The 12,294-nt window shown below is 62.9% G+C and carries 12 protein-coding genes; 10 read left to right on the top strand and 2 right to left on the bottom strand.

What is annotated here, in order from left to right; all coding sequences use genetic code 11:
• Window positions 1-6 precede the first annotated feature (6 nt).
• From pcaD to NKI22_RS14930, 5 genes are all read left to right on the top strand, one after another.
• On the top strand, window positions 7-798 hold the full coding sequence (gene pcaD / locus NKI22_RS14950) for a 3-oxoadipate enol-lactonase (protein WP_352815453.1): 792 nt from the start codon (window positions 7-9) through the stop codon (window positions 796-798).
• A gap of 451 nt (window positions 799-1,249) precedes the next feature.
• Window positions 1,250-1,498, top strand: a complete 249-nt coding sequence (locus tag NKI22_RS14945) for a hypothetical protein (RefSeq protein WP_352815451.1) — start codon at window positions 1,250-1,252, stop codon at window positions 1,496-1,498.
• 166 nt (window positions 1,499-1,664) lie between these two features.
• Window positions 1,665-2,222 carry a hypothetical protein gene (locus NKI22_RS14940; protein ID WP_352815450.1) on the top strand — a complete coding sequence of 186 codons (558 nt, stop codon included), beginning with the start codon at window positions 1,665-1,667 and terminating at the stop codon, window positions 2,220-2,222.
• Window positions 2,223-2,370: 148 nt separating this feature from the next.
• Window positions 2,371-3,987, top strand: coding sequence for a GMC family oxidoreductase (locus NKI22_RS14935; RefSeq protein WP_352516009.1), 1,617 nt, complete (start codon window positions 2,371-2,373; stop codon window positions 3,985-3,987).
• Entirely contained in the window at window positions 3,984-5,195 is a 1,212-nt protein-coding gene (locus tag NKI22_RS14930; protein ID WP_352815449.1) for a mandelate racemase/muconate lactonizing enzyme family protein, read from the top strand. The genes NKI22_RS14935 and NKI22_RS14930 overlap by 4 nt, the downstream gene beginning before the upstream one ends.
• 105 nt (window positions 5,196-5,300) lie before the next feature.
• Here the strand turns inward: NKI22_RS14930 and NKI22_RS14925 are convergent, their stop codons facing one another.
• Window positions 5,301-6,239, bottom strand: a complete 939-nt coding sequence (locus NKI22_RS14925; RefSeq protein ID WP_352815448.1) for a diacylglycerol/lipid kinase family protein — start codon at window positions 6,237-6,239, stop codon at window positions 5,301-5,303.
• A 212-nt stretch (window positions 6,240-6,451) separates the two neighbouring features.
• On the opposite strand from NKI22_RS14925, the gene NKI22_RS14920 reads away from it, so the two are divergent.
• From NKI22_RS14920 to NKI22_RS14900, 5 genes are all read left to right on the top strand, one after another.
• Entirely contained in the window at window positions 6,452-6,910 is a 459-nt protein-coding gene (locus tag NKI22_RS14920; protein ID WP_352815446.1) for a carboxymuconolactone decarboxylase family protein, read from the top strand.
• A complete protein-coding gene (locus tag NKI22_RS14915) occupies window positions 6,910-7,785 on the top strand; it encodes a sigma-70 family RNA polymerase sigma factor (protein WP_352815444.1) in 876 nt (291 codons plus the stop codon). The genes NKI22_RS14920 and NKI22_RS14915 overlap by 1 nt, the downstream gene beginning before the upstream one ends.
• Window positions 7,786-8,413: 628 nt before the next feature.
• Window positions 8,414-8,848 carry a DUF4383 domain-containing protein gene (locus tag NKI22_RS14910; RefSeq protein WP_023719157.1) on the top strand — a complete coding sequence of 145 codons (435 nt, stop codon included), beginning with the start codon at window positions 8,414-8,416 and terminating at the stop codon, window positions 8,846-8,848.
• Window positions 8,849-8,854: 6 nt separating this feature from the next.
• Complete coding sequence (locus NKI22_RS14905) at window positions 8,855-9,985, top strand: hypothetical protein (protein ID WP_352815443.1); 1,131 nt, start codon at window positions 8,855-8,857, stop codon at window positions 9,983-9,985.
• 160 nt (window positions 9,986-10,145) lie between these two features.
• Window positions 10,146-10,661, top strand: a complete 516-nt coding sequence (locus NKI22_RS14900; protein WP_023719159.1) for a hypothetical protein — start codon at window positions 10,146-10,148, stop codon at window positions 10,659-10,661.
• Window positions 10,662-10,669: 8 nt separating this feature from the next.
• Here NKI22_RS14900 and NKI22_RS14895 read toward each other — a convergent pair whose 3' ends face one another.
• A complete protein-coding gene (locus NKI22_RS14895) occupies window positions 10,670-12,292 on the bottom strand; it encodes an FAD-binding oxidoreductase (RefSeq protein WP_352815441.1) in 1,623 nt (540 codons plus the stop codon).
• Window positions 12,293-12,294: the final 2 nt, after the last annotated feature.

Genomic DNA, 12,294 nt, shown 5'->3' with positions numbered 1-12,294 from the left:
TTCATCATGAATAAGCTGGATTTCGTGACCGTCGGCGATGGCACGCGCATCGCCTACCGCATCGACGGCGACGCCGGGCAGCCTGTGTTGGTGCTGTCGAATTCCATCGGCACCACGCTGCGGATGTGGGACATGCAGGTCGACGAGTTGTCGAAGCATTTCCGTGTTCTGCGCTATGACTTTCGCGGCCACGGAGGGTCAAGCGTTCCGGCCGGTGCTTATTCGCTCGACCGGCTTGGCCGCGACGTGATCGAGTTGCTCGATGCCCTGAGCATTGAACGCGTACACTTCCTCGGTCTGTCGTTGGGCGGCTTCGTCGGGCAGTGGCTCGGCATCCACGCGCCCGAGCGGATCGAGCGCTTGATCCTGAGCAACACCTCATCCTACCTCGGACCGGCAAAGCAGTTTGACGAGCGGATTGCCGCCGTGCTGCAGGCGCCGGACATGGCGGAAACAGCCGAGATGTTCCTGGGCAACTGGTTCCCTGCGCGTATGCTGGCGGCCAACGGGCCCGTCATCGAAGAATTTCGCGCCATGCTGCTGGCTATCGACCGGCAAGGCTTGGCTGGCTTGTTCGCGGCGGTTCGCGATGCGGACCTTCGCCGAACCATAGCACTGATTTCCAGGCCAACGCTGGTGATAGCCGGCCGGCACGACACCGTCACAGCCGCCAGCCACAGCGAGTTGATCGCGGCGACGGTGCCCGGCGCGGAGTTGGTTGTTCTGCCCGCGGTCCACTTGTCGAACGTCGAGTACCCTGCCGAGTTCATGGAGGCCGTGCTCGGTTTTCTGCGCTGAGATGGAGCACGACAGGGATGCTGAGTAAAACCCCGTTTTCGAACATCACCCGCATGGACCGAAACCTATGATGCACTAACGCGCAGCTCAGGCTAGACTGGGCAACATAGGTAGCGGATGGCGGCTGATATGGAACTTAGCTTTCGCCCATTAACGCTCGATCTATGGCCCGCGCTCGAGGACCTGTTCGATGAGAGCGCCGTCTGCAGTCGCTGTGGTGTATGTACGGGCGGATCGGTCGTTCTTACCGAACGAGGCCCGGCGAGGAAAACAAGGCAGCGTTCCGGCAAGCCGTCCAGCATGGTCCGCCTCCGGGCATCCTGCCTTCGACGGCGATACTGCTGTCGGCTGGTGCCAGGTGACGCCGCGAGATGCCCTGCCCTGGCTCGATCGGCTATGGCAGCTCAAGCTCGTGGACGACAGGCCAGTCTAGTCCCTGTCCTGCCTCTACGTGCGAAAACGATACCGCAGGCGGGGCGTAACATTCCAGCTGATTGCAGAGGCGCTGGAAGTCGCAAGGCGCGCAAATGCGCCGGCACTCGAAGCCTATCCTTTTGACGCCGACGTTTCGCCGAGCGCTTCCGGCAGCGGATACGCCTCCACCTTCGCGCGCGCCGGGTTCAAGGTCGTTGCCCGCAGGACGCCGGCCCGCCCGATCATGCGCTATGATTTCAAGCAGATTGCCGATCATCGCCAGTGATGCTCGGACGGGCTTGCCGACAAAGCACAGGCGAAGGCGTGGCCAACGTCCTGAGTTCAGATGGCGGGGCTTGAAATTCGGCAATGGGTCGACGCGGTCGCAGTGCCATCGCGCAGCCGACGTGATCCCGGTATACAGATGTTTCAACTTTGGTCAGGGGCACAACGTGGATTGGTTCACACGACGAAAGCCGTTCTCAGGCGTTGCGAAGTGGGCTTTCCCATTCAGCATGTTGACCACCATGGCAGAGGAGGAGCTGACGCCCTTTGTCGACGACACTTACCGAACGACGTCCCGGCATCTCATTTCTGATGGAGCGGGCATCTATATTCCTTATCGGTTACATTTTCTGCCAAGCGTGCGAGAGCATCACCTTGGCTTTTCGTTTCCGTCGCATTGCCTGCTGACACGATCGACAGATGGCTTTTTGCGGCAGAAATCAGCCAGGGTGATCCTTTCGCTGAACGAAAGTTGGAGCATCGCCTTCGTCGTTCTGCTGTTGGGCGAATATGTCGTCGAAATCGCCGAAGATATCTACGCGGCAGTACCTGATCTGGACGCATCAGCCTATGCCAGTTTTGTCCGACAGAACCGAAACATAATGCGTACGATGCGCACCAGGGCCACAAGCTATTGGAATGCCTATTATAGGCATGCTTATCCCAACCGAAAATCCTATCCAGCGATTGCTGTCCTCAATCAACTCGATGCGTGGGCAAGTTAGGTCTTCATCAATCTTCTTGGCGCTGAAAGTCGAAATTCAAACGAAGTTGCCAGTCGCTTTTTTCACATCGGATGCCGGAAGACCCGGCGACGCCGCGTCGCGCCGAAGCCTAGGTTAGAGCCGAATTCCGGAGCCAGCCGCAGCCACCATGCAGACCTATGACTTCATCATCGTCGGTTCCGGTTCGGCCGGCTCGGTCCTGGCCGAAAGGTTGTCGGCTTCCGGCCGCTTCTCGGTGCTGGTGCTTGAGGCCGGCGGCAGCGACCTCCGCTTCTACGTCCAGATGCCGCTCGGCTATGGCAAGACCTTCTTCGACCCGGCGGTCAACTGGAACTACAAGGCCGAGCCTGACCCCGGCCTCGCCGGCAATGTCGACCACTGGCCGCGCGGCAAGCTGCTCGGCGGCTCGAGCTCGATCAACGCCATGGTCTGGATCAGGGGCGCGCGCGAGGATTTCGACGCCTGGCGGGATGCCGGCAACCCCGGCTGGGGCTTCGACGACCTGCTGCCCGCTTTCAAGGCGCTGGAGGACAACCAGGCCGGCGCCGACCAATGGCGCGGCGTCGGCGGGCCGCTACATGTCACCGACTGCTCGACCTCCGTCCATCCGCTCACCAAGCGCTATCTCGCCGCCGCCAGCCAGGCCGGCCTGCCGCTCAACCCGGATTTCAACGGCGCCACGCAGGAAGGCGTCGGCGTCTATCAGATCACCACCAGGAACGGCCGCCGCATGTCGGCGGCGCGCGCCTTCCTGCGCCCGGCGATGAAGCGCAAAAATGTCCGCGTCGAGATCAATGCGCTGGCGACAAAAATCCTGTTCGAAGGCAAGCGCGCCGTCGGTGTCGAGTATCTCCAAAATGGAGAGACGAAAACCGCCCGCTCCGGCCGCGAGATCATCCTGTCGGGCGGTTCGGTCAATTCGCCCCAATTGCTGCAGCTTTCAGGCATCGGCCCATCGGCGTTGCTTGGTGCGCTCGGCATTCCCGTCATTTGCGCCAACGAGAATGTCGGAGCAAACCTGCAGGACCATGTCGGCATCAACTACACCTTCAAGGGCAGGCTGCCGACGCTCAACCAGATCCTGCGCCCGTGGTGGGGCAAGCTGCTGGTCGGCATGCAATATATCCTGCTGCGCTCGGGCCCGTTGTCGCTGTCGATGAACAATGCCGGCGGCTTCTTCCGCACAGATCCGGCCGCGGCACGGCCCAACATGCAGCTCTATTTCCAGGCCTTCTCGACCGTCATTCCGAAGAGCGGCGAGCGACCGATCCTGACGCCAGATCCGTGGCCGGGTTTTTCCATCGGCCTGTCCAACTGCCGGCCGTCGAGCCGCGGCGAAATCATGATCCGCTCCGCCAATCCGCGCGATTACCCGAAGATCGTCGCCAACGCGTTTTCGACCGATGCGGACGTCGCCGAAATGCTGGCGGCGGTGAAATTCGTCAGGAAGATCGCCTCGATGCCGGCGATGGCCGAGATCATCGAGGAGGAGGTTTTGCCGGGTCCGTCGATCGCCTCCGATGCAGATCTCATTCAGGATTTCAGGGAGCGCTCGGGCACCGTCTATCACCCGGTCTCGACCTGCCGCATGGGGCCGGACCCGGCGCGCGCCGTCGTCGATCCGCGCCTGAAGGTGCATGGCCTGGAAGCCCTGCGCGTCATCGATGCCTCGATCTTTCCAGACAACATCACCGGCAACACCAACGCTGCCGCGATCATGACCGGATGGAAGGGCGCCGAACTGGTTCTGGAGGATCAAAAATGAAGATCACCGACGTCAAGACCTGGGTTGTCGGCAATCCGCCGCCCGGCATCGGCGGCAAGTATTTCATCTTCGTCAAGCTCACCACCGACGGCGGCGTCGTCGGCTATGGCGAGGCCTACAACGCCACCTTCTCGGCCCATATCACCGCCAAAATGGTCGAGGACATGGCGGAGCGCTATCTCGTCGGCCGCGATCCGCACGACGTCGAAAGCTTCTTCCGCCGCGCCTATTCGTCCGGCTTCACCCAGCGCCCCGACGTGTCCGGCATGGGCTGTTTCTCGGCGCTCGAAATCGCCTGCTGGGACATTATCGGCAAGGAGGCCGGCAAGCCGGTCTACAAGCTGCTCGGCGGCCAGGTTCACGAAACGCTGCGTTCCTATACCTACCTCTACCCGCACACCGGCAGCGTCCATTCGGAGGATGCGCGCGGCAAGAACGTCTACAACGACCCCGATCTGGCCGCCGCCTGCGCGCTCGAATATGTCGAGCAGGGTTTTGATGCGGTCAAGCTCGACCCGGCCGGCCCCTACACCGCCTTTGACGGCCACCAGCCGCGCCTCGTCGACATCGACCTCTCCGCCCGCATGGTCAAGGCGATCCGCGAGGCGGTCGGCACGCGCGCCGATATCCTGTTCGGCACCCACGGCCAGTTCACAGCTTCGGGTGCGCTGCGCCTCGCCCGCGCCATCGAACCCTACGATCCGCTGTGGTTCGAGGAGCCGGTGCCGCCCGACATGCCCGAGGTCATGGCTCAGGTGGCGCGCGGCACGTCTATCCCGATTGCCACCGGCGAGCGGCTGACCACCAAGTTCGAATTTGCCCGCGTCATCGAGAACCGTGCGGCGACCATTCTTCAGCCCGACCTTGGGCGCTCCGGCGGCATTCTCGAAACCAAGAAGATCGCCGCCATGGCCGAGGCCTATCACATCCAGGTCGCGCCGCACTGCTATTGCGGACCGATCGTCGGCGCCGCCAATATCCAGCTCGCGGTGACGCTGCCCAACTTCCTCATTCTGGAATCGCTGAAGCAGTGGGACGGTTTTCACGAGAAGCTGCTCAAGAAGAAAATCGAATGGCAGGACGGCAACGTCATCCCGTCTAAGGAGCCGGGCCTCGGCGTCGAACTCGATGAGGCCGTCTGCGAGGCGCATCCCTGGACCGGCAAGGACCTGCATTTGCAGATGATGCAGACACCGTTGATGCCGTGAGTTGTCCAGCGGGACCTACCAACAATGTCACGCGATTTCAACGTGTTGGACCTAGGATCGGAATCACCGCCGAAACAACTTGAATCAATCCCTCAACGGCTTGATTCAATATCTCAGCGTCAATGCGCCGGGCAGGATCTCGAAGGTCGCCGGTATGCGACCCGGCGATTCGCCGTCTATGTCGATCAGCGCGGCGTTCTTTTGCACATCGCCGAGCGGCTCGACAACCACTTTCTTGCCGCGCAGGATGGTGATCGCCGGATGGTTGCGGTGCCGCCCGCCATAGAGCAGGCGGATGTCCCAGATCAGCTTCAGCTTGCCGGCGGCGCGCAGGATAACGATGTCGAACTCGCCGTCGTTAAGCTCGGCGTCGGGCGCGATCATCATGCCGCCGCCAAAGAATTTTCCGTTTGCCACCGCCACCAGCGCCATGCGCGCCTCGACCGGGGCACCGTCGTCGACAGTGATCGCAACCTCCTGGAAGCGGTAGCGGAGGAACTCCCAGACCGTGCGCCAATAGAACAACGCCTTGGCCGAAACCTTGCCCTTGCGCTTGTCGGCATTGACCGCGCGGTCGGCGGCGCCGGAAAGCCCGAGGCTGGCGATGTTGATGAAATGGCGGCTGGCCAGCGCGCCATGGTCGTCGACATAGCTGATGCACCCGGCATCGACCTTGCGCCCCTTGGCCTCGGCAATCCGCTTCAGTGTCAGGTCGACATTGTCCGACAGGCCGAGCCCGCGGGCGAAGTCGATGCCGGTGCCGCAAGGCAGCAGCCCGAGTTCGGCCGTCCGGCCGCTTTCCCGGAAAGCCTTCAGCAGCCCGTCGGCGACCTCGCTGGCGGTGCCGTCGCCGCCGGCCGCGATCACCAGCTCGAAGCCGATGGCGGCAAGGTCGAGCGCCAGCCGTTCGGCATCGCCCTCGGCCTGCGTTTCACGCAGCTCGAAATCGCCGAAATGTCTTTTCAGCGAAGCCGCAACCTCGGGCCAATGCCGCTTGAGCCTGCCGCCGCCGGCGATCGGATTGAGAACCACCGCGACCTTCAAGCCTGCCTCCCCAAGGCCATCGAACACGCCTTCCACTCATTTGCCGGCATTGAAGCCCGCGCCGGCCCGCGGGGCAAGATCGAATGTCTGACAATGCGATCGAGCATGAAAAGCGATTTCGGCTGAGACTTGGCTGAAAAAGAGTCCGGCCCATGTCACATTCGGCAAATCCAACTCGTCATGTCTCCGGAAACCCTTGAAAGGAGATCACGATGGCACCCAGGCTAAACCCCTTTACCGCCAGCCCCGCGGCAATGCGGCCGTGGATCGAGCTGGGAAAAACAATTCAGACCAGCGGTCTCGAGCCCTTGTTGAGGGAACTTGTCATGACGCGGGCATCACAGATCAACGGATGCGCCTTCTGCATCCACCATCACGTTGAAGATGCCCGCAAGTACGGAGAGACCGAGGACCGGCTCCATCTTCTCAGCGCCTGGCGCGAGTCCGCGCTATATTCCGACCGCGAGCGAGCCGCGCTGGGCTGGACCGAGGCGCTGACGCTGGTGTCGGAGACCCGTGCGCCTGAGGATGCCTACCAGGCGCTGCGCCAGCATTTTACCGAGGACGAGCAGGTGAGGCTCACCTTGCTGATCGCGCAAGTCAACGCCTGGAACCGGATCAGGATCGGCTTTCGTTCCGTCCACGCGGCTGAGGAACGGCAGGCCGCCTGATGGCACCCGCATCGGGCCAGGACGCCGCTGTCGTCTTCGATCCCCTACGTCCGACCCTTGTCCGCGTTGCATATGGAATGCTGGGCTCGATCGCGGACGCGGAGGACGTTCTCCAGGACGCTTTCTTGCGCTGGCTCGATGTCGACCGAAACGCGGTGCGCGAACCGGAAGCTTTTCTGCGCCGGGTCGTCACGCGTTTGTGCCTGGACCGGCTCAAGTCGGTGCGGCGTCGGCGCGAGACCTATGTCGGCCCGTGGCTGCCTGAGCCGGTTATGGAATCGGCTGAGGACGAGACCGATGACGTAACCTTGCCCTTGCTGATGGCGCTGGAGCGCCTGTCGCCGCTGGAGCGCGCTGCCTTCCTGCTTCATGACGTGTTCGGCCTCGACTTCGCCGAGGTCGCGGCCACGATCGGCCGCGAGCCCGCCACCTGTCGCCAGCTCGCCAGCCGGGCGAGAGCCCACGTCCGCGCCGACCGCCCTCGCTATCCCGTGCCGCGGGAACAGGGCCTGGAGATCGCCGAAGCCTTCTTCGCCGCGTCCCGGGACGGCAAGCTGGACAGCCTGCGCGCACTGCTCGCGGCGGACGTCACGCTCTACGCCGATGGTGGCGGCAAGGCACCGGCGCGAAAGGCGCCGGCCATTGGGCTCGATGATGTCATGCGCCAGTACCCGACGTTCGCGTCTGTCTATGCGGTGAGCCGATCTCGCCTGCTGCGCTATGGCTTTATCAACGGCCTGCCGGGGTTCATCACCATCGAGCGAGGCGACATTCTCCAAACGACTGCGCTGGAGATTGAGGATGGCCGCGTCGTCGCCATCTATGTCGTGCGCAACCCCGATAAGCTCAGGCACATGGCTGACACCCTGCATTGACGGCCTGGCAGGCGGGCACCGCCAATCAACTGCCCACGAACCCCTCTGCGAATACGCGCCTTAGTCCCCGATAATCCCGCTATTCACAGGCGCGCGGCAGTTTCGCCAAACGCTTATCCGGCGTACATTAAACCCATCTCAGGCGGCTACCGATCGCCACGCCGAAAGGCAAAGCGGAACGGCGGATTTCCTGAGGCCCGTACGGCCCTGAACGAGAACAGGCTTGCTTGTTGGAGGGATGGAAGCCGAGACCTACGGGGCCGCGGAAAGCGTGCGAACGCCAACGGCGGACCGATGCTGCCATGAAGGACGGCAAAAACCTTCGATGGCGCGCTGGGCAAAGCTCGCAAGAGTGGAGACCGGCGTGGTCCGGAACGGACGCTGCCCTCGGGTGGCGACTGGCAGGACCGTCAAAATCAAGGCCGGCATGGCGCGACATCTTTCGGGAGTTGCCGCCGCGACCGTGTCCTGATCCGACAGGGAGGCGCTGGGAGAAATCCCGGCGCCGACTGTCTTTGTGGCTCCGCCTGACGATTTTGCCGGCGACGCTTCACCCTGCGCCAAAATCAGCTACTATCCATTAGCCGTCGGGGGCCGTTTGAGAAGGCTGACGGCAGGGGGATACTTCATGACGCTCATCCAGAAGCTTGCTGTTGCCTATGCTTTCCTGTTCTTCGGTGTTGTTGCGATCGGCTATGTGCCGGCCTTCAACGATGCCGGCGGCAATCTGTTCGGCCTGTTCTCGCTGCAATGGTATGACGATTTGCTGCACGCCTTCTCCGGCGTCTGGGCGCTGGCCGCCGCCTTCATCTCGCACCGCCAGGCGGTGTTCTATTTCAAGCTGTTCGGATCGGTCTATCTGTTCGACGGCGTGCTCGGCCTGGTCACCGGTTCCGGCTGCCTCGATGGCGGCATTTTCATCAACGGCTTCCGCTCCTTGAACGACATCGAATTCCCCGCCCGCTTCTTCGCCAACCTGCCTCACATCGTCATCGGCGGCTTCGCCGTCTATGTCGGGTTCTGGCTGTCGAAACGCGTGTACGACCATTTCGCCACGGCCTGACCGGCCATGTTCCTGTTCCGCTGGCTGAAGCGCATTATCAAGGCGATCCTCTGGCTCGTCGTCATTGTCGTGTTGATCCCGATCGCCGGGCTGGCCTACGGCTTTCTCACGACGCCGTCGCTGGACACAACACCATTGCCGGGCGTCACTGAGGGTGCCCCGCCGACGGCGCTGGCCGACAAGGTCCGTGCCGAGATCCCCGGCTACCAGCGGCCGGAGGAATCGACCTTTCTGACCTATCCGGAATGGGCCATCGTCTACGCCGCCCGCGAATATGCCGGCTTCGTCGACAAGAACCAGCCGAGCGGTTTTCCCTATCTCTCCTATATCGGCCGCTTCTGGCAGGACTATGCGATGGTGGTCCGCGCCAGCTCCGCCTACAAGTTCAACCTCGACAACCACCAGATGCTGGTGATCATCGGCACCAGCCACACGATCGAGCACGCCATCCAGTGGGCCTATGAAAATACGGTCGGCCGCATTACCGAAGCGACGGCCGGCAAGCGCACCGCCGTCGACATCTACCAGGCCGAGGTGGCGGCGGAGTATGCCGGTTTTCTCGACGAGGTGCCGTGGTACCAGTTTCCCTATGCCGAAAAGCGTGCCGGCCTGTTTGCCGTCCAGCCGGCAGCGGACGACAGCGCCGTCCGCACCAGCGAACGCAAGCTCGCCTTCGGCCTCGCCTACACCATCAAGCAGGGTTACGCCGATCTGATCAAGTCGGCGCTCGCCGCCACCACCGACCCGGCCTTGCTCGACATCCACGTCTGGGCCAAGGGTCCGGTCAGCGAGGTGACCCGCAACGAGCCCGACACCTTGCTGGAGCGCGATCTCGGCGCCGACGGCACGGTCTTCGTCACCAGGCGCTATCAGGCGTTCACCGACATGATCCCGCGCCTGATCGGCAAGGGCGTCTCCTTCGTCGAGATCGGCGGCAATGACGAGATCATGGTCACCGTGCTTTCCAATGACGAGATCAATGTTCCCCAAGGCGCACGCACCTTGTTCAGCTACCCGCTTCCGGCGGAGCCTTCGACGCGCCGCACCGGCCTGACCGTCGCCGTGCGCAAGCTGCACCTCGTGCTGCCGGCGCTGATGACGGCGGGCGCCAGGCTCGAGCACGTCTACGATTACTGAGGCCTTTCGGTCACAGCCAGCCTCGGCAAGACGTGGCGTGATGCTCCGCCACGCTCATTCCACAATCGCGGCCAAATCCCGCCTTGTTCCGCAACGATTGATGACGCCGTAGCACTTTGATCTTGCGCACATGCGCCAAGCAATTCGGAGGGACAAGACCGTGATCAAGACCGCCCTTGTCGCCATGACCATCGTCGGCTGCGACTGCGACGCCAGGCTTTGCGAATATATCGGCGAGACGCCCGCCAAATGGTCGACCATTGCCGAATGCGAAGCGGCGATGAAAAGCCAGATGCTGCACGAGCGCAATTTCGATTATCCGCTGGTCTCGGGCATCTGCCGGACACAGAACTCGTCTTCGTCATCGCAGCTCGCGGCGACCACTTCGGAGCCCGAATTGACGACGGCCAGTACGGCCGCGACAGAGCCGCTGCCAGCAGAACTGAGCCATCGGCCCAGTGCAGCGGTCGGAACGCAGGCGACGGCGACGGAAACAGAAGCCGTCCGGCCGGTCGCCTACGAAGCGGCGGTCGATGGCGGCAGCGCCCTGCTCTACCGCACGAAGACCGGGTACGCCGTGGTCAAGACCGATCTCGGCCGCGCCGCATCGGCAACGATCGGCATCGCCAGGCGCTCGGCGAACTGGCTGGCGGCGAAGCTGCCTGACGGTCTGTAACCGGCACTTCAGGCCGTGCCGATCAGTGCCTTGATGGCGCGGTAAAAAGTCGAGGAAAACAGCTCCCCCGGATCGTATTGCCGCTTCTTCGCCAGGAAGGACGGCAGTTCCGGATAGGAGGCAAGCAGCTCCTTGCCCGTGTAGTGGAGTTGGTAGGGCAGGAAAAAACGCCCGCCATGCTTGATCGTCACGTCGATCAGCGCCCTTGTCAGTGCCCGCATCCTGGCATTGCCGTCGGCGTCGGTCGGCTGATTGATGTAGAGCACCAGCGAATAGGCCGGCTCCGGCGCATAATTCAGCGCCACATCCTCCTTGTGGACGATGCGTACCGACGCGTTGAGCACCGGCAGGCTCTGGTTGCGCAGGATCTCGCGCGCTTCCGCGATGAACGGGTTATAGGCCGCCCGCGGGATGAAATATTCGTGCAGTATGTCGGTCTCGTCGAGCAGGTCGTTGAACAGATAGGGCACTGAATCGTGCATCGGGTTGTTGCGCGTGACCAGGCAGGCCTCGCCCTCGGCCATTGCCGTCGTCCGCGCCACCGTGCAGCTCTCGAATTGCGGCTCCAGCGTCTTTTCGGTGAACCATTTCAGCTCCTGGAACAGGCTGCCCCATTTCGCCAGGTTGATGATCACCCGCTTGAGCCCAACCGAGCCCGGTTCACCGATTGCCGGCTGGTCGGCCGGCGGCTGGTCGGCGACCTTGTCATAGCGATAGACGATCATATCCTCGAGGAAATTGCCCGGCGCAGTCGACAGATGCCCATAAAACAGACCAATCGCCCTGTTTGGCTCCAGCGCCTCGGCGAAGAACGTCGGGAAATCGTCCGATTTGATGATCTCGCGCGAGGTGCGGTAGACGGCGTTGTCGACGATGTCGAGTGTCGCCTCCAGCACCACGCCGAACAGGCCGTAGCCGCCGACGACGTGGCGGAACAGTTCGGTGTTTTCGGCCGGTGAGCAGGTTGTCACCGAACCGTCGGCCAGCATCACCCGCATCGAACGGATCGAGCCGGCGACCGAGCCGGCCTGGTGGTCCATGCCATGCGCGTTGACCGAAAGCGAGCCGCCCACCGAAAAGATGTCGGTCGACTGCATCGCCTTCACCGCAAAGCGCGGGTGCAAAAGATCCTGGATGTCGTGCCAGCGCGCGCCCGGCTGCAAGGTCATCGTCTTCGCCGCCGCATCGACGCTGACCTTGTTGAATTTGCGCATGTCGAGGACCAACGCATTGTCATCGAAAGCGTGGCCGCCCATCGAGTGGCGCACCGCCGCGACCGAGACCTTCAGGCCATTGGTGCGGGCAAAGGCCAGCGCGCTCGCAATGTGGTTTTCCTCGCTGACTTCGATAACGCCGTAGACCGGCGTCATCGACAGGCCGCTGGCATCGTTGATGTCGCCGCCCTTGGCCAGCCATGGCAGCAACGGATCGTAGGCTGGCGCGTTCTCCAGCGGCTTCAGCGCCAGGTCGATGCCGTCAATGTCGGCAATGCGCCCGGAATTCTTCTGCGCCGACGGGCCGCGGGCCAGCCGCGCCACGGTCGTCCCGCCCCAGACCATCGCGCCGCCGACCACCGCCGCACCAAGCAGCAACCGCCGCGACAGGCGAAACCCCTTGCGTTCCTCGATCATAG

This window comes from Mesorhizobium sp. M0778 (assembly GCF_040320105.1).
Lineage (GTDB): Bacteria > Pseudomonadota > Alphaproteobacteria > Rhizobiales > Rhizobiaceae > Mesorhizobium.
This window is presented reverse-complemented; position numbering and strand designations above follow the sequence as displayed.

Coding starts and splice junctions, on each gene's coding strand:
- NKI22_RS14910 (WP_023719157.1), top strand. CDS start 8,414: ATGACGCTCATCCAGAAGCTTGCTGTTGCCTATGCTTTCCTGTTCTTC.
- NKI22_RS14915 (WP_352815444.1), top strand. CDS start 6,910: ATGGCACCCGCATCGGGCCAGGACGCCGCTGTCGTCTTCGATCCCCTA.
- pcaD (WP_352815453.1), top strand. CDS start 7: ATGAATAAGCTGGATTTCGTGACCGTCGGCGATGGCACGCGCATCGCC.
- NKI22_RS14905 (WP_352815443.1), top strand. CDS start 8,855: ATGTTCCTGTTCCGCTGGCTGAAGCGCATTATCAAGGCGATCCTCTGG.
- NKI22_RS14935 (WP_352516009.1), top strand. CDS start 2,371: ATGCAGACCTATGACTTCATCATCGTCGGTTCCGGTTCGGCCGGCTCG.
- NKI22_RS14930 (WP_352815449.1), top strand. CDS start 3,984: ATGAAGATCACCGACGTCAAGACCTGGGTTGTCGGCAATCCGCCGCCC.
- NKI22_RS14920 (WP_352815446.1), top strand. CDS start 6,452: ATGGCACCCAGGCTAAACCCCTTTACCGCCAGCCCCGCGGCAATGCGG.
- NKI22_RS14895 (WP_352815441.1), bottom strand. CDS start 12,292: ATGATCGAGGAACGCAAGGGGTTTCGCCTGTCGCGGCGGTTGCTGCTT.